This window comes from Carnimonas nigrificans ATCC BAA-78 (assembly GCF_000526695.1).
GTDB lineage: Bacteria > Pseudomonadota > Gammaproteobacteria > Pseudomonadales > Halomonadaceae > Carnimonas > Carnimonas nigrificans.
Window position 1 is genome coordinate 136,293 of sequence record NZ_JAGO01000016.1, and the last position, 16,178, is coordinate 152,470.

The following is a 16,178-nucleotide window of genomic DNA, read 5'->3' on the forward strand; positions in this document are numbered from 1 at the left end:
CAACCACATTGCAATCGCCTCACTATGGCGGTCACCACTTACGCTATCGAAGGATTTCATCATGCCCTCTAGCCGCTCAGGACTGCCCGGCTTTCTTCATATCGCAACGGGCGATGGCGCTCTGCCGGTTGCCATTGCGTGGAGCCTGAAGGATGGCCGCATCAAACACACCTTGATTCAGCCACTGGAAAGCTGGCTCGAAGAGGAAGATATCGGGCTGGAAGGCTTCGATGAATCGAACCTTTATGGCATGGGCGTAAGCCCGCTGGATGTGATTCGCGAGCTGGAGATGGATCACGACAGCGAAACGCTCTACGTCACCGGCACCAGCGATGAAGAAGGCGCGCTGGAGCGCATCTACACGGAATATGGGCTAAACCCAGTGGTGGAGCTGGCTAACGCCTGGCAACTTTACACCCAGCTTGACCGCGAACAGTGGGAAGAGGAGCGTCGCGAGCTTTTTGAGGAGCGCGGCCTCAGCCCGATGCACCCCGAGCATGAAGTCGAAGCGATGCTCTTTCTGCACCAGCGCTTTGCCGACGAATGGCCCGAAGATGCCCCGCCCCGCGAGCAGTAAGAGATTATCCCAATCTAAAACGTTATCAGGGCGGTGTGCCGCGTTGCGCAAAGATCGCGTGTGCCGCCTGTAGCGCTTCCGCCTCGCTACGCTGCTGCCCAAAGCGCAGCTTCAACGCTTCGCACAGCACGGCGACCCTGACCGGAAGCCCGTACTCCCGCCGCTCTCTGGCGCGTGCTTCCACCTTTTCCAGAAAAGCATCGCGATCGACTTCCACGTCAGGATTCAGATTATCCACGCTAACGTTGAAGCGACGCCCACACGCCTGGGTCAACAGCAGTTCAATCGCTTGCGGCTCTACTTCTGCCTGCTCAAATACTTCTTGCTGCTGCTGGCTACGCCCATCCGGAATGTACCAGTAGCCGAAATCCTCCTGCTGGCGGCGAGCCGGCCCCGCTACGCACCAGTGGCTGATCTCGTGCAGCGCGCTGGCAAAATAACCGTGGGCAAAGATAATCCGGTGATGGTCGTGTTGCGCATCGGCAGGCAGATAGATCGGTTCATCCTTGCCGCGCACCAGACGCGTGCAATAGCGCTCAGCAAACATCGCATCGAACAGCGATATCAAACGCTCTACCTGCGCGCTCTCATCTTCGATGTCGTTGCTCATAACCTCTTCCTCCTACATCCTCCCAAACAAGGCGCAGCAGTATAGCGAACCCAGTTCGCTTCTCACATGGCAGTAACGCTTCGAAGATAGCGGGCGAATGAAGTCGCCCTGCTCCTTGTCCTCTCCTGGTCTTTGGTCATGCTCCTGGGGTAAGCGTTTGATCACACGAACGCTCAGCACCTCTGGTACACTGCCGCCCTCGATATTTGCCTGAGTTTTCCCATGTCAGCACTCCCGGATTTCAATCGTAAAGCAGCCAGCGCGTCGCTGATTCGCATGAGTTTGCCTATTTTAGTGGGGCAGCTTGCCCAGATGGGCATTAGCACCGGCAATGTGATTCTTGCGGGGCACTCATCGACGGTTGATCTGGCTGCGGTGTCGCTGGGGGCCAGCCTGTGGGTGCCACTGCTGGTGCTGATGAACGGCATTCTGATGGGGCTGACACCAGTGATTGCCCAGTTGTTTGGTGCGCGACGCTTTGCCGACATGCGTGATCCGGTACAGCAAAACTGTTGGATTGCCCTGTGCTGCGGCGTGATTGCAGCGCTACTGATTTACGCCGTTGCGCCTTCGCTGCTGGCACTGATGTCCGTGCCTGATGAGGTGCAGGAGGCCGCCACCCGCTATTTGCATATGGTGGCCTTTGGCATGCCGGGGCTGGCCCTCTATTTTGCGCTGCGCGCCTGGTCAGACGGGCTCAATCACACCAGACCCGGTTTATGGATCAGCCTGCTGGGGCTTACGGCCAGTGTTGTAGTGGGCATATTGCTGGTCTCGGGCGTGGCGGGCTTGCCACGCTTCGGTGCGGTGGGCTGTGGCATCGCCAGCGCCGTGTCGATGTGGGTAAGCTGCCTGTGCATGTGGCGTTATGTTGCCAAAGTGAAGGTATATCGCCCTGTCGAGGTGTGGAAGGATGGCCTGCATCCGCCGCGCCTTTCAAGCATTATCGCGCTGTTGAAGGTGGGGCTGCCCATCGGGGTGGCGGTCTTTTCAGAAGTCACCATGTTCTCGGTGATTGCGCTGCTGATCTCGGTATACGGCACGGTAACCATTGCCGCCCACGAACTGGCGCTGAATATCACTGGCGTGCTGTTTATGGTGCCCATGTCACTGGGCATCGCGCTGACCATTCGCGTCGGTACACGGCTGGGGGAACAGCAGCCGCGTGTGGCGCGCAAGGAGGCGTGGAACGGTATGCTTTTGGCGGTGCTGGGAGCGCTGATCAACGCGTCGATCATTTGGTTTTTTGCGCGGCAAATTCTGGCGATCTACACCAGCAACGCCGACGTCATAGCGCTGGCGATTAACCTTCTGTACCTGACCATGATTTTCCAGCTTTCCGACTCGCTGCAAGCGGGCCTGGCGGGCGCCCTGCGCGGCTACAAGGATACCCGTGCGGTGATGCTGATTACCCTGACCGCCTATTGGCCCATTGGCATCGGCAGTGGCGTGCTACTGGGCTACGGTGTCGGTAGCGCCTTTGAAGGTTTCGGTATTTACGGCTTCTGGACCGGCTTTATTATCAGCCTGACGTCAGCCGCCATCATGCTGGCGTTCCGTTTGCACCGTGTGGCTCGCCGCCATGCGCCGCCCTCATGGCTGCTCAAGGAAACTCCTGCTTCCCAGAGCTATCCTCAGACAAAACTGTAAAAACCCTCTGGGCGCAACGCCAAAGGTGTGTTAATAGTGACGTGTGAGGAAAATCGGCCCTGCGCCGAAATGCCTCGCAATATCGTGGCCAACGCGCAACCGCTCAAGGAGTTCGAGCCTGCAGCACGGAGCCATGACCCCGCGCCAAGCGCTGCCGAGAGCGGCGCCTGGCCCAGGCGGAACAGAGCGCACCGAGTTGTATGCCCGCAGCCTTCGGCTGATGCCCGTTGCTCATTCGCACCAAGCGTAATGGCACAAACGCGCCTTCCTGCGGCGCTTTGATCATTATGGCCTGGTCATCGGCAAGCACATCGTTCGACACCGTCGAGGAGGGCTTTCATGGGCACCCCACTTCCCCGCACCGCCAAGATCATCGACTTTTCCAGCGTCCGTGACAGGTTCAAGGCCAATCAGCGTGTTATTCGCATGGCGCCTGAGCATGATGGCATCGAGATGATCTACCGAATTGCATCCGACGATGAATCACTTTACGCCATGCCGGTGCTGGCATGGGCGCTCAGGCAAAATGGGGATGTCGCCGGCATGGTGCCGTGGATGAACAGACTGGCGCCGTGCCATGAGCTGGACGACCCTGAGCATGGCACCTTTGTTGGCTATCGTGACCCCGAAACCGAAGAGCTGCTGGCCGAGCCTCCCGAACACAAGGTGCAGGAGCTGGAGCATGCGGCGAGCTATTTCGATTATGAGCCCACCGCTGATGTAGCTCTGATTCAGCAATTGCCCGATACCCTCGGCACCCACGCTCTGTGCATGAACGATTCACATAGCCCATGGCTGCTCAAGCAGGTATATGGCTGGCGCCTGTTCAGCGATGGCACCATTGATGTGCTGCTCTTGGATGAAGAGAAAATGATCGACACGCCGGTACTGCCAGGCGACGACTGCCTCTACTCAGGCAGCCAGTATCACAGCGCGCTCTATTTCTTCCAGCGCAGCATTGCTAACCGCATCAAGCGTCAGGATCCTGAAACCCTTGAAGCGCTGACCATGATGGTCAACGACGACTAGCTGCTCTTTCCAAAAAAGCAAAAAGCAGAGACCCCGACATGCACGCCGCGTGTCGAGGTCTCTGATTGTCTTGCCAGCGATACCCTTCTAGCCGATTTCGATCAGGTAACGAAAGATGCCATCAGCTTCTGTCTGGCTGGCCAAACGGTGCCCAAGAAAGGAACAGAACTGGGGAATATCGCGCTGAGTGGCGGGATCGGTCGCCACCACTTCCAGCCACTGTCCGCTTTGCAGGTCACGCACCTTGTTGTGCATCATCATGATCGGCTCAGGGCAATAAAGCCCTTGAGTATCCAGTACATCATCTGGCGTAGGGGTATCGTCACTCATCACGTTTTCCTGTGCTGCCACCAAAAGTTAAAGCCTAACAAGAGATCACCGCACCTTGCAGCAAACGCAGCGCACGCTTGCCAGCCATTCTTCAGCGCAGCACTTCCACAAAAACGGTTACTTCCTCACGGTCATGGTAAAGCTGCCGACAGCGCAACTGGTAGCGTAGCCCCGCTGCATCGAGTCGTTCCCGCAGCTGACCAAGGCATTCGGATACTTCCTGCCAGCGGCGTTTCATCGGTAGTTTCAGATTGAATACAGTGTAACGGCAATGGCCGCCCGTCAGCCACGCCGCGATCGTCTCAATGACCCGCGATGGGCGCTCCACCATGTCGCACACCAGCCAATCGAGGGGCCACGGGGGCAGCCACTTAAGGCCATCTTCTTGCAGATGCTCGACCATGCCGCTGCGCATCAATCCCTTGTCCATCGAGCCGTTATCGACGGCGTAGACCTGCATGCCTTTATTGACCAACTGCCATGTCCAGCCACCGGGAGCCGCCCCCAGATCAGCCGCCGTACTCCCCGGTGCCAGCACCTCTTCCCAGCGTTCGGCAGGCAGGAACTGATGCCAGGCTTCTTCCAGTTTCAGCGTCGAACGACTGGGCGCACCGTGAGGAAAGCGCAGCCGCTGAATACCGTTGGGATGCTCGCTGCGATTACCGCGAAAGCTCAACCCAAGCTGCAAGCTGTTGCCACTGGTCATGAATACGTGAAGACGCCGCGCACCGGCCCGCCGACGCAGAATCTTGCGCCGTTTCAACTGGCTGGTCAGCGGCCGTTCAAGCGCCCTGGCCAGTGATGTCAACGCCTTCCCTTCGTTGGTATCGGGCGCTTCAAATACCAGCTCCTCCGCGCTCCACCCCGCAGCACTCAACTGCTCGATGATAGGCGTCAGGCGGTCGCTGCGCTCCAGCTCATCCAGCGGTGGCAGCGCTACCAGTGACTGACGCGCGAAGACCAGCGATGCCAGGCTGACCTGACGCTGCACATCATTCAGCGCCTGCCCTTCGGTCGAGATAACGCGCACATAGCCGCCGTGAGGAAGCTCATCAATTTCCACCTCAATGTTGATGCCGGCATCCGTAATGCGGTCTGCCAGTTCAGCAGCAAGGTCTGACTCAAGCGCGGGGCGACAGTACAAAAGCCATTCACTGGCGGGAAGGGAGGGGCGCTGCTCGGACATGAAATACCTGCTGTTACTGAAGATGCGAGAATGCGCCCAGTGTAGCGCATCCCCCTGCGGGGCCATAGCAAGGCATACCATCAGGGCCAACATTCGGGCGATACAAAAAAGCGGCGTACCGCCTATTGCGATACGCCGCTCTGCTTAAGTCATGCTTGCCGTGATCACGGCAGGCGACTTAGTTCTGCTGCTGAACCATGCCCTGAACACGTTTCAGAAGATCAGGGTTCTGCTGCAGAGACTGACCGATCTGGTTGAATTCATCCACTTTCAGGTGGTTGTCCTGAACAGCCTTGACCATTTTGCCATTCGCTTCCTGACGGATGCTGTTGACCTTGTCGCTGTCATCACCAGCAGCCTGAAGCTGCTTGGTGTAATCCTGGGAAATACCAGCAATGCTCTGAGAGGCGTTAGCGAAGTTTTTCAGCTGTGCATCGCTGAAATTCTGGGCACTGGCGGACGACGCTTGGGCTCCACCCTGCTGAGATGCTGCGCTCTGCGCGAATACGGCAGGAGATGCGATCATGCCAGTAGAAACCAGGGCAGCTGAGATAATAGCGGTAGTCCGTTTCATTAATTCCTCCGAGGAGTCGCTTTTGAGTGTACCAATCTTGGTCAACACGAAATTTATTTAGTTCCCGACCCATCGGCCGAAAGACGAAAAAGCCCTGAGTACCTTTTACGGTGCAGGTGTGGTGCAGGCAGGTTTCCTTTATGGAACAGAAACCTGTTCCGCCTTTCGCCATACCGCCTAACCTGCTGGCGTACCCAAATCTTTTCAACCCCCAGCAAAATAAAAAACCCTTTTCATGTAACGAAATGAAATGTCACTCCTTTCTGGCTACACATAAAGGTGGCGCATAACATTTACTGACAGTTTCAGCTCACCAACTGACACTCTCTCTTCGCCAGCGACAGTGATAGACTCGCTGACGCTCTTTTTATCTGCCGGAGGTTGTCCATGTCCCCCCACCTACTCTCTGTCGATCAGCTCGACCTTGATCGCATCAGCAACTTGTTCTCGCTTGCCCAGCGCATGGAACCTATCGCCCGACGCGAGAAGGTATGTCGCGTGCTGGAAGGCGCAGTGCTCGGCAACCTCTTCTTTGAAGCCAGTACACGTACCCGCGTCAGCTTTCATACTGCCTTTTCACGTTTGGGCGGTTCGGTATGCGACACCACCGGCTTCACCTTTTCCTCAATGGCCAAGGGCGAAACCCTGACCGACACAGCGCGAGTACTGGCAGGCTACTGCGACGCTATCGTCATGCGCCACCCTGATCTCGGCTCGGTCAGCGAATTTGCCAGCGCCATCAACGTGCCGGTCATCAATGGTGGCGATGGCCCCGGCGAGCACCCTAGCCAGGCACTGCTGGACCTTTACACCATTCAGAAGGAGTTCAAGCGTCTCGGCCGCTCTCTGGAAGGTGCCCATATCCTGATGACGGGCGACCTGAAATATGGCCGCACCGTGCACTCGCTGATCAAGCTTCTCACCCTCTATCCGCCGCTGCATATCACGCTGGTGGCCCCAGCAGGACTTGAAATGCCGACTTACCTGCTCACTCTTGCTGAAGATCGCGGGCACAAGGTCGAACTGCGCACGACCTTGCAGGAGAATTTCGAACCCATCGACGTGGTATACGCCACGCGCATTCAGAAAGAGCGCTTTACGGAAGAGATGGTAGAAAGCTTTGCTGGCGTTACCGATGAATATCGCGTCAACAAAGCCTTCCTCGACCAGCGTTGTACCTCTCACACCATTGTCATGCACCCGCTGCCGCGCGATAGCCGTCCGGGGGCCAACGATTTAAGCCCTGACCTCAATAGCGACCCTCGCCTGGCTATCTTCCGCCAGACCGATAATGGCATTCCGGTGCGCATGGCGATTTTCGCCGAACTGATGGGTATCAGCAGTGACTTCGACAAAGGGCTGCCCCCCGTCAACTGGCGTGTGCCCGCCCAGTACGGCGTGAATGACACCACATTCTGATCCACACCTCGCGGCGTCCCGCAGTCGGTGGCTGTGCTGAACTTCACCACGGTCACCGCATAATAAATCAAGAATAATTCAGGAATCCCACCATGGAGATCATGCTGGACGGAAGCACCCTTGCCATGCTGGCGCTCGCGGCACTGTGTGCCGGCTTTATCGACACCATTGCGGGCGGTGGCGGGCTGATTACCGTGCCCACCTTGATGCTGGCGCAAATTCCACCGGTACAAGCGCTGGCAACCAACAAGCTGCAAGGCAGTTTTGGCACCCTTACCTCATCGCTGACCTTCTGGCGGCGCGGGCACCTCTCCTTCTCGACGATAAAAAAGCCCTTTCTGTTTGCACTGATAGGAGCCGCACTGGGCACCTTGCTGGTGCAGCAGGTCAATACCGATGCCTTGCAAGTGCTGGTGCCGATAGTGCTCACCTTTATTGCCCTCTACTTTCTGCTGGTGCCCAGTGCCGGTAAGGTAGAGCGAACGCCGCGCTTGAGCGCTAGGATTTATGACGCCACCGTGGTGCCATTGATCGGCTTCTATGATGGATTTTTCGGGCCAGGTACCGGCTCGTTCTTTTCCCTCTCGGAAGTTGCGCTGCGCGGTCGCCAGTTGATCCAGGCCACCGCTACGGCCAAGGCGCTCAATCTGGCCAGTAATATTGCATCGCTGCTGATCTTTATCATTGGCGGGCACGTACTCTGGACTGCCGGCATTGTGATGCTGCTGGCCCAACTGGTGGGGGCTTATCTAGGCTCGCTGGTGGTATTGGGGGCAGGTGCGCGCATTATCCGCCCGCTGATTGTCATCGTCTGTATTGCCATGCTGATACGTTATTCATGGCAGAACGGCTTGCTTAGCGGATGGTGGTAAGCAGGGAATATCGATAAACCCAAAGGGCGTCGTTGAATATCAACGACGCCCTTTTCTTTTTACTTAGATCTTCGTTACGTTGTAGCTATATCAGATTTCATACTTCCTGCAACTTAATGCCCACGAATGGTGCGGGCAATACACATGGCAGCGAAATAGAGTGAGCTTGCTACCAGCCCCCATACGGCCCAGGCAGCGTGCACGGGGCTGGAGAGAATCAGCGCTGTCATGCAAACGCACCATGCAACGGTGACCGCGATATTAATCGGCATCAGCAGTTTGACGCGGAAAGGATGCAGGAACTTGATCTGCGTCATGGTCAGGCCAGCCATCACCAGAATAACGGCGAACGAGACCCAGGGCGGCAGCTGGAACACATAGAAATAGGCCGCCACGATATTCCACGCAGCAGGAAAACCGACAAAGTAGGAATCTTCACTCTTCTCATTGACGTTGCAGTAGCAGAACATTGATGAAAGAAGAATGATCGCCACCGAGAGCGCGCTTAAATAAGGCGGCAGCGGAATAAACTGGAAGATAAAAATGGCGGGAATAAACGACCAGGTAAGGTAATCGACCATAACATCGAGGATAACGCCATCGAAGTTTGGCAATACCGATTTGATCTCGTACTTGCGCGCCAGATTACCATCAACACCGTCAATCATCATGGCTGCTCCCAGCCATAGCAGGCATGCCACCACATTGCTGTTCAACAGCGCCATCAAGGCCAGCATGGCAAATACCACACCGCTGGCGGTAAACGCGTGGATACTCCAGGCCCGTAGCACTGATACGCGCGATCCGGCGGAAGGCGTCATTGATTGCGACACATCAACTCCTTGGTTGCGGGAGAACTCCCGCTCATCGTGTTCGTTGTTCATTGAACGATACCTCACCTGCAAAAAACATCAGAACGGCAAACGAGAGATCGTTATATCAGTGAAGAGTATCAAGATATCGTATTCCGCCCAACTGTCTCATCTGACGAATTACCCAGCGCGAATGGTTGGCAACCCGTGCATTGGGGCGGCTGGCGCTCCACTGGCGCGGGGCGGGCAATATCGACGCAAGCAGCGCCGCCTGCTGCGCATTGAGCGCTGCCGCATCGGTATGGAAGTAATAGCGCGCCGCGGCCTGAGCCCCATAGACCCCATCTCCCCATTCCGCCAGATTGAGATAAACCTCAAGAATACGCTGCTTCGGCCACAGGTTTTCAATCAACAGCGTAAACCACGCCTCAATGCCTTTACGCGCAAGATCGGAGTGGGTCCATAGCCACACATTCTTGGCAGTCTGTTGGCTAATGGTACTGGCACCACGCAGCGCAGCCCCGTCACGCCAATCACGCCAGGCCAGGGCCATTTGCTGCTTGTCAAAACCGCGATGAAACGGAAAACGCTGGTCTTCGCTGGCGATCACTGCCAGCTTGAGCTGCGGTGAAATTTCATCATAGCTCACCCATTGATAGCGATAGTTCACGCCATGCCCCGTTACCGCTGCCACGATCTGCCGCTCCACCATCACCGAGGAGACCGGAATCGGCAGCCAGCGAAACAGCACTACCGTCAACACTGACAGCAGCACGAAAGCCGCGATCGCAATCGCGACAGCTCTGCGTGCGATACGCATGGTACTGGAGAGAGGTGAAGACATGGGCGTTTATCAAGACTCAGGCGCTGATGAGTAGGGCGAATCACCAGTATAGCAGCGTTCTGCCGGCAACCTGTTACTCCGCTGACACGCTGCCCTCTCTCTGCTCATCGCTGGCCTAGATGACGGGCGTGGAATCGCAGGTGATCTTCGATGAAGCTGGCAATGAAGAAGTAGCTATGATCGTAGCCCGGCTGCATTCTCAGCTCGCAGGCAACGCCCTGCTTCTGACAGGCTTCCTCTAGCCGCTGCGGCATTAGCTGCCCTTCCTCAATGAAACTATCGGCCTCGCCCTGATCGACAAGCATGGGCGGCACCGTGCGGCCCGGCGCGTGTGATGCCAGCAGCGCTACCGCATCATACTGTTGCCACTCATCGCGATGTTCGCCCAGATAGTGCGAAAACGCCTTCTCACCCCATGGCACCTGCGACGGATTCACAATCGGCGCGAAGGCTGACACCGACGCGTAGCGATCAGGATTACGCAACGCCAGCACCAGCGCGCCGTGACCACCCATGGAGTGGCCGCAAATCGACTCACCTTCACCGAGTGAGAAATTATCCCGCACCACTCTGGGCAATTCATCAACCACGTAATCGTACATGCGATAGTGCTGATTCCAGGGAGCGCGCGTCGCATTCAGGTAGAAGCCTGCTCCCGAGCCAAGATCGTAACTCTCATGCTCGTGGGGAAGATCGGTGCCTCGCGGACTGGTATCCGGACAGACAATGGCAAGCCCAAGTTCGCTGGCAAGGCGATGAGCCCCCGCCTTCTGCATGAAATTTTCATCGGTACAGGTCAGCCCCGATAGCCACCACAGCAGATTGGGCTGAGGGTGCTGGCGCTGGTCGGGCAGGAAAATACCAAAGGTCATCTCACAATCAAGCACCTGAGAAGAGTGGCGATAGCGCTGATAAAGGCCGCCGAAGCTCAGGTGTGATGAGACCAGTTCAAGATGGGAAGGCTGAGCATTGCTCATCGCGAGAGAGTCTCCTTGAGAATGAAACAGTACGGGGCCGATCAGTACAGCATTGCGCTGGTAAATGTAAATAGCGCCGCTACTCTGCGCCATTGATTCGCGCCGTGCCTGGCCCGCAAGCCAGACAGCCATTACCAACGGCTGCCGTGCCTTTATCGGATCAGCCCGCGCTCTGGTGGCTCGGCTGCATTAAAAGTGCAGCACGCTGCGAATCGACTTGCCTTTGTGCATCAGATCGAAGGCTTCGTTGATCTGCTCAAGTTTGAGGTCGTAGGTAACAAAATCATCAATGTTGATCTTGCCATCCATATAGCGCGACACATAGCCAGGCAGCTGAGTGCGCCCTTTTACACCACCAAAGGCGCTGCCTCGCCAGACTCGGCCAGTTACCAGCTGGAAAGGACGGGTGGCAATCTCTTCACCTGCACCTGCTACGCCAATGATGATCGACTCGCCCCAGCCTTTATGGCAGCACTCCAACGCCTGGCGCATGACATCGACATTGCCGATACATTCAAACGAATAATCAACGCCGCCATCAGTCAGTTCGACAATCACTTCCTGCAAGGGCACATTGTAATCGGCAGGGTTGATGCAATCCGTTGCCCCTAGCTGGCGCGCAAAGTCGAATTTCTGTGGATTAAGGTCAATCGCAATAATGCGCCCTGCATTGGCAAGCTTGGCCCCCTGAATGACCGAAAGACCAATCGCGCCCAACCCAAACACCGCGACCGTTGCGCCCTCTTCCACTTTAGCGGTATTGAAGACTGCGCCGATGCCGGTAGTAATACCGCACCCCAGCAGACACACACGGTCGAGGGGAGCATCAGGGCTAATCTTCGCCAGCGAATACTCCGAGACAACGGTATATTCAGAGAACGTTGAGGTGCCCATATAGTGATAGAGCGGCTTGCCTTCGAAGGAAAAGCGCGAGGTGCCATCAGGCATTACGCCTTTCCCCTGAGTAGCACGCACCGCGCCGCACAGGTTGGTTTTACCCGACAGGCAGAATTTGCACTTGCCACACTCGGCGGTGTAAAGCGGAATAACGTGATCCCCGGGAGCGACTGACGTTACCCCCTCACCAACCTCTTCCACGATACCAGCACCTTCATGCCCAAGCACAGCGGGAAACAGCCCTTCAGGATCAGCCCCCGACAGCGTGAAGGCATCGGTGTGGCACACGCCCGTGGCGACGATGCGCACCAGCACTTCGCCCGCCTTGGGACCTGCAACATCAATTTCTTCAATGGAAAGCGGCTTGCCCGCCTCCCAGGCAATAGCAGCACGAGATTTCATTAGGCTCTCCAAGGACAAGGATGAATCAGCACCGCGCCATTCGCGACCAAACCAAAGCCACTTCGCAGCGTCTGGCGCACGTATTACCGATAAACGAATGGGGATCACACGATGCTGCTTTATGACGAAAGCTTAATGCCCAGAGCGATGGATGAAAAGGCTGGTGCCTGCATTCGGATAGCGCACCTCATTGATTGTTATAAAGTAACCCGTCGAAATGTGGCGCACAAAAAACGCCGGACCCAAGCCCGGCGTTATGATATGCCGATGACGAGCAGCCACAGAAAGCGTGGGCTACCAGCCGGTAGCGCGTTTCAGACCGGCACCAATGCCTGCCAGTGAACGCACCGTTACAACGCCTGCGGGTTCCAGCGCGGCATACTTGCCTTCCGCAGTCCCTTTACCACCTGAGATAATCGCTCCAGCGTGGCCCATGCGCTTGCCCTTTGGCGCGGTAACACCGGCAATATAGGAAACCACCGGTTTGCTGACATGGTGACGGATGAACTCAGCCGCTTCTTCCTCGGCAGTGCCGCCAATTTCCCCGATCATTACAATCGCTTCGGTCGCTGGGTCCTGTTCAAACAGCGTTAATATATCTATAAAGCTGGTACCGGGGATCGGGTCTCCGCCAATCCCTACACAGGTTGACTGACCAAAACCATCATCGGTGGTTTGCTTCACGGCTTCATAGGTCAAGGTGCCCGAACGCGAAACGATCCCTACCTTGCCGGGCTTGTGAATATTGGCGGGCATAATGCCCATCTTGCACTCGCCGGGAGTAATGATGCCCGGGCAATTGGGGCCAATCAGACGCACGCCCAGTTCATCGCAGCGTATCTTGCACACCAGCATGTCGAGGGTAGGAATGCCTTCGGTAATGCAGACAATCAGCTTGATACCCGCATTGGCTGCTTCAAGGATCGAATCCTTGCATAGCGGCGCGGGTACAAAGATGAGCGTGGCATCAGCCTGAGTGTGGGCCACTGCCTCGGCAACCGTATTGAAGACCGGCAGCCCCAGATGCAGTTCACCGCCCTTGCCTGGCGTAACGCCCGCCAGCAGTTGAGTGCCGTAATCGAGCGCCTGTCTTGAATGAAAACTGCCCTGGCTGCCGGTAATTCCCTGACAGATAACCCGTGTGGAACGATCAATCAAAATACTCATTCGCTGCTTCCCCCCGCCAATGCAACAGCGCGCTGCGCTGCGTCTTCCAGTCCCTCGGATGCAATGATATCCATGCCGCTCTGATCCAGAAGACGCTTGCCTTCAGCCGCGTGCGTACCTTCAAGACGCACGATCACCGGCACCTTGAGATCAATCTCCTTGATCGCACCGATAATGCCTTCAGCAATCAGATCACAGCGCACGATGCCGCCAAAGATGTTGACCAGCACCACCTTGACCGACTGATCGGAGAGAATGATCTTGAAGGCTTCGGCGACACGTTCACGGGTAGTACCGCCCCCCACATCAAGGAAGTTGGCAGGACGCCCGCCGTTGAGCTTGATGGTGTCCATCACCCCCATCGCCAGGCCAGCACCATTCACCATACAGCCGATATTGCCTTCCAGCGCTACATAGTTGAGCGACCATTCGGCAGCGCGCACTTCGCGCGGATCATCCTGGGTGGTGTCATTCATGGCCTCAATGTCGGGCTGCCGGAACAGCGCATTGCTATCTACATTGATTTTGGCATCAAGGCAGCACAGCTCGCCGTCATTGCAGATAACCAGCGGATTGATCTCGACCAGCGACAGGTCTCGCTCGGCAAAAAGCCGTGCCAGCGCGGTAAATATCCGACAGAACTGCTTGAGCTGGCTGTTATTCAGGCCAAGCTGGTAACCGAGCGTTCTTGCTTGCCAGGGCTGGGCGTCAGTGAGAGGGTCAATGGTCGTGCTGAAGATACGTTCGGGATGAGTGCGAGCGACTTCTTCTATATCCATGCCGCCTTCCGACGAAGCCATGAACACCACGCGCTGACTGGAACGATCGACCACAGCGCCAAGGTATAACTCGCGGTCAATGGTGGCAGCCGGTTCAAGCAGAATACGGTTGACCGGTTGCCCTTCCGCACCGGTCTGATGAGTGACAAGCCGTTTCCCCAGCCAGCGCTCGGCAAACTGCTCGGCCTCCTGCGGGGACTGGGCAATGATTACACCACCCGCCTTGCCCCTGCCCCCTGCATGCACCTGTGCTTTGACGACCCATCGGCTCCCACCCAGTGCGCGGCACGCTTCCGCGACTTCCAGGGGAGATTCAATTGCGCGGCCATTGAGTACCGGCAGGCCATATTCCTTGAATAACTGTTTACTTTGGTATTCATGCAACAGCATGGAACCACTCCACAATCAAACCAGGTCTGTGTCGCCAGACGTCAGCCGATAGCACTATGCCACTCACCTCGCCACCGGGCCTGCCTGACGATGCGGCTCTGGAGGTTCTACTCTCCCAACGCAAACAGGGCGATGTTTTCACATCGCCCTGTCTAGTGCAGGGCCCTTGGAAAGCTTACTTCCAAAGACCCTCGCTGAGTATTCAACCTAAGACTGGTTTCAGCGCTTTTTACGGTTCGCCATATGAATAGCGTGACCGTCCACCGCCAGCGCAGCCTCATGAATGGCTTCAGAAGTGGTGGGGTGAGCGAAGCAGATCAGACCGATATCTTCAGCGCTGGCACCGAATTCCATCGCGATAACCGCCTGTGCAATCAGCTCACCTGCATGCTGCGAAAGAATATGCACACCCAGAATGCGATCAGTGTTGGCATCGGCGATGACCTTCGCCATACCTTCCGGCGCATTATTGGCAAGCGCACGACCGTTGGCCGAGAACGGGAAGGAGCCGGTTTTATATTCAACGCCCTCTTCCTTGAGCTGCTGCTCGGTCTTGCCTACAAAGGCTACTTCCGGCGCGGTATAAATAACGCTAGGAATAGCGTCATAGTTCATTTGCGCCTTGCTGTGCCCGGCAATGATGTCAGCCACCATCACGCCCTCTTCGGAAGCCTTGTGAGCCAGCATCGGGCCACGCACAACGTCACCAATGGCATAAACACCGTCAACATTGGTGCGGCACTGGTTATCAACGTTGATGAAACCACGTTCGCCCAGCTCAATGCCTGCATCGTCGGCCAGCAACTTCTCGGTATAGGGTTTGCGGCCAACGGCCACGATCAGCTTATCGAAGGTTTGCGTTTTTTCGCCTTCGCTGTCGGTATAGCTGACTTCCACTTCGCCATTGTTGACGCTCGAACCGGTGACCTTGGCTCCCAGCTTGATAGCAAGCCCTTGTTTACCCAGCAGTTTCTTCGCTTCCTTGGCAACCTGTGAATCAACCATTGGCAGGAAGCTGTCGAGCGCTTCAAGAACGGTGACTTCACTGCCAAGACGGCTCCACACCGAGCCGAGTTCGAGACCAATAACGCCAGCGCCAATCACGCCAAGACGCTTGGGTGCTTCGGTGAATTCCAGCGCGCCGGTGGAATCGACAATGATGTCGTCAGTCAATGGTGCCGGGGGAATGTTCACCGGCACCGAGCCTGACGCGATGATCACGTTGGCCGCTTCATAGGTGGCGCTGGAGCCATCGTGGCCGGTTACTTCCACTTTCTTGCCTGCCAGCAGCTTGCCGGTGCCTTCCAGTGCGGTGACACCGTTGGCCTTGAACAGCATCGAAATGCCGCCGGTATTTTTGGTAATGACCGACTGTTTGAATTCGAGCATTTTGCTGACATTGGTGGAAATATCGCCCACCTCAATACCTACGTCAGCGAAATGATCGCGCGCTTCGACAAATTTGTGAGAGCTTTCGAGCAGTGCCTTGGAAGGAATACAGCCAACGTTCAAGCAAGTGCCACCGTGAACGGTTTTGCCTTCCTTGTTCACCCACTTTTCGACGCAGGCGGTTTTCAGCCCCAACTGTGCAGCCCTGATCGCGGCGACGTATCCACCGGGGCCAGCACCAATGACGATCACATCGAATTTATCGGCCATAAAA

General features: G+C 56.5%; 16 protein-coding genes. 5 read left to right on the top strand and 11 right to left on the bottom strand.

From position 1 onward, the window contains the following. The first annotated feature begins 61 nt into the window (after positions 1–61). Positions 62–577, top strand: a complete 516-nt coding sequence (locus tag L881_RS0111455) for a hypothetical protein (RefSeq protein WP_025733834.1) — start codon at positions 62–64, stop codon at positions 575–577. 25 nt (positions 578–602) lie between these two features. On the opposite strand, the gene L881_RS0111460 is transcribed toward L881_RS0111455, so the two are convergent. Next, the gene (locus L881_RS0111460; RefSeq protein WP_025733835.1) at positions 603–1,187 is read right to left on the bottom strand and encodes an elongation factor P hydroxylase; all 585 of its coding nucleotides are present in this window, start codon (positions 1,185–1,187) and stop codon (positions 603–605) included. 222 nt (positions 1,188–1,409) lie between these two features. Between L881_RS0111460 and L881_RS0111465 the strand changes: the two genes are divergently transcribed. After that, the gene (locus tag L881_RS0111465) at positions 1,410–2,837 is read left to right on the top strand and encodes an MATE family efflux transporter (protein WP_034579520.1); all 1,428 of its coding nucleotides are present in this window, start codon (positions 1,410–1,412) and stop codon (positions 2,835–2,837) included. Positions 2,838–3,176: 339 nt separating this feature from the next. Then, positions 3,177–3,866 (top strand): hypothetical protein, encoded by a 690-nt coding sequence (locus tag L881_RS0111475; protein ID WP_025733838.1) that lies wholly within the window; start codon positions 3,177–3,179, stop codon positions 3,864–3,866. A gap of 87 nt (positions 3,867–3,953) precedes the next feature. Here L881_RS0111475 and tusA read toward each other — a convergent pair whose 3' ends face one another. The 3 genes from tusA to L881_RS0111490 all read right to left on the bottom strand — a co-directional run bounded on the left by tusA (position 3,954) and on the right by L881_RS0111490 (position 5,956). Next, the gene (gene tusA / locus L881_RS0111480; protein WP_025733839.1) at positions 3,954–4,196 is read right to left on the bottom strand and encodes a sulfurtransferase TusA; all 243 of its coding nucleotides are present in this window, start codon (positions 4,194–4,196) and stop codon (positions 3,954–3,956) included. A 91-nt stretch (positions 4,197–4,287) separates the two neighbouring features. Next, entirely contained in the window at positions 4,288–5,382 is a 1,095-nt protein-coding gene (rlmM, locus tag L881_RS0111485) for a 23S rRNA (cytidine(2498)-2'-O)-methyltransferase RlmM (RefSeq protein ID WP_034579629.1), read from the bottom strand. A gap of 178 nt (positions 5,383–5,560) precedes the next feature. After that, positions 5,561–5,956, bottom strand: a complete 396-nt coding sequence (locus L881_RS0111490) for a DUF4168 domain-containing protein (RefSeq protein WP_025733841.1) — start codon at positions 5,954–5,956, stop codon at positions 5,561–5,563. A gap of 387 nt (positions 5,957–6,343) precedes the next feature. Here L881_RS0111490 and pyrB point away from each other — a divergent pair, with 387 nt between their 5' ends. Further along, positions 6,344–7,375, top strand: coding sequence for an aspartate carbamoyltransferase (gene pyrB / locus L881_RS0111495; RefSeq protein WP_025733842.1), 1,032 nt, complete (start codon positions 6,344–6,346; stop codon positions 7,373–7,375). A gap of 92 nt (positions 7,376–7,467) precedes the next feature. Beyond that, the gene (locus tag L881_RS0111500) at positions 7,468–8,247 is read left to right on the top strand and encodes a TSUP family transporter (protein ID WP_025733843.1); all 780 of its coding nucleotides are present in this window, start codon (positions 7,468–7,470) and stop codon (positions 8,245–8,247) included. 113 nt (positions 8,248–8,360) lie between these two features. Here the strand turns inward: L881_RS0111500 and pcsA are convergent, their stop codons facing one another. From pcsA to lpdA, 7 genes are all read right to left on the bottom strand, one after another. Continuing rightward, complete coding sequence (pcsA, locus tag L881_RS0111505) at positions 8,361–9,131, bottom strand: phosphatidylcholine synthase (protein WP_342664106.1); 771 nt, start codon at positions 9,129–9,131, stop codon at positions 8,361–8,363. A gap of 55 nt (positions 9,132–9,186) precedes the next feature. Then, positions 9,187–9,903 (bottom strand): monofunctional biosynthetic peptidoglycan transglycosylase, encoded by a 717-nt coding sequence (gene mtgA, locus L881_RS0111510; RefSeq protein ID WP_025733845.1) that lies wholly within the window; start codon positions 9,901–9,903, stop codon positions 9,187–9,189. A gap of 104 nt (positions 9,904–10,007) precedes the next feature. Next, positions 10,008–10,880, bottom strand: coding sequence for an S-formylglutathione hydrolase (fghA, locus tag L881_RS0111515; protein ID WP_034579634.1), 873 nt, complete (start codon positions 10,878–10,880; stop codon positions 10,008–10,010). A 189-nt stretch (positions 10,881–11,069) separates the two neighbouring features. Next, complete coding sequence (locus L881_RS0111520) at positions 11,070–12,179, bottom strand: S-(hydroxymethyl)glutathione dehydrogenase/class III alcohol dehydrogenase (RefSeq protein ID WP_025733847.1); 1,110 nt, start codon at positions 12,177–12,179, stop codon at positions 11,070–11,072. Between the two features lie 294 nt (positions 12,180–12,473). Beyond that, positions 12,474–13,346, bottom strand: coding sequence for a succinate--CoA ligase subunit alpha (gene sucD, locus L881_RS0111525; protein ID WP_025733848.1), 873 nt, complete (start codon positions 13,344–13,346; stop codon positions 12,474–12,476). Continuing rightward, the gene (sucC, locus tag L881_RS0111530; RefSeq protein ID WP_025733849.1) at positions 13,343–14,515 is read right to left on the bottom strand and encodes an ADP-forming succinate--CoA ligase subunit beta; all 1,173 of its coding nucleotides are present in this window, start codon (positions 14,513–14,515) and stop codon (positions 13,343–13,345) included. The genes sucD and sucC overlap by 4 nt, the downstream gene beginning before the upstream one ends. Before the next feature lie 219 nt (positions 14,516–14,734). Further along, positions 14,735–16,174: a dihydrolipoyl dehydrogenase gene (gene lpdA, locus L881_RS0111535; RefSeq protein ID WP_025733850.1), complete on the bottom strand. Its 1,440-nt coding sequence runs from the start codon at positions 16,172–16,174 to the stop codon at positions 14,735–14,737. Positions 16,175–16,178: the final 4 nt, after the last annotated feature.

Excerpts from the sequence above, each read along its gene's own strand:
- lpdA (WP_025733850.1), bottom strand. The coding sequence starts at position 16,174 with ATGGCCGATAAATTCGATGTGATCGTCATTGGTGCTGGCCCCGGTGGA.
- rlmM (WP_034579629.1), bottom strand. The coding sequence starts at position 5,382 with ATGTCCGAGCAGCGCCCCTCCCTTCCCGCCAGTGAATGGCTTTTGTAC.
- fghA (WP_034579634.1), bottom strand. The coding sequence starts at position 10,880 with ATGAGCAATGCTCAGCCTTCCCATCTTGAACTGGTCTCATCACACCTG.
- mtgA (WP_025733845.1), bottom strand. The coding sequence starts at position 9,903 with ATGTCTTCACCTCTCTCCAGTACCATGCGTATCGCACGCAGAGCTGTC.
- L881_RS0111520 (WP_025733847.1), bottom strand. The coding sequence starts at position 12,179 with ATGAAATCTCGTGCTGCTATTGCCTGGGAGGCGGGCAAGCCGCTTTCC.
- L881_RS0111465 (WP_034579520.1), top strand. The coding sequence starts at position 1,410 with ATGTCAGCACTCCCGGATTTCAATCGTAAAGCAGCCAGCGCGTCGCTG.
- L881_RS0111475 (WP_025733838.1), top strand. The coding sequence starts at position 3,177 with ATGGGCACCCCACTTCCCCGCACCGCCAAGATCATCGACTTTTCCAGC.
- pcsA (WP_342664106.1), bottom strand. The coding sequence starts at position 9,131 with ATGAACAACGAACACGATGAGCGGGAGTTCTCCCGCAACCAAGGAGTT.
- sucD (WP_025733848.1), bottom strand. The coding sequence starts at position 13,346 with ATGAGTATTTTGATTGATCGTTCCACACGGGTTATCTGTCAGGGAATT.
- L881_RS0111460 (WP_025733835.1), bottom strand. The coding sequence starts at position 1,187 with ATGAGCAACGACATCGAAGATGAGAGCGCGCAGGTAGAGCGTTTGATA.
- L881_RS0111490 (WP_025733841.1), bottom strand. The coding sequence starts at position 5,956 with ATGAAACGGACTACCGCTATTATCTCAGCTGCCCTGGTTTCTACTGGC.
- sucC (WP_025733849.1), bottom strand. The coding sequence starts at position 14,515 with ATGCTGTTGCATGAATACCAAAGTAAACAGTTATTCAAGGAATATGGC.
- L881_RS0111455 (WP_025733834.1), top strand. The coding sequence starts at position 62 with ATGCCCTCTAGCCGCTCAGGACTGCCCGGCTTTCTTCATATCGCAACG.
- pyrB (WP_025733842.1), top strand. The coding sequence starts at position 6,344 with ATGTCCCCCCACCTACTCTCTGTCGATCAGCTCGACCTTGATCGCATC.
- L881_RS0111500 (WP_025733843.1), top strand. The coding sequence starts at position 7,468 with ATGGAGATCATGCTGGACGGAAGCACCCTTGCCATGCTGGCGCTCGCG.
- tusA (WP_025733839.1), bottom strand. The coding sequence starts at position 4,196 with ATGAGTGACGATACCCCTACGCCAGATGATGTACTGGATACTCAAGGG.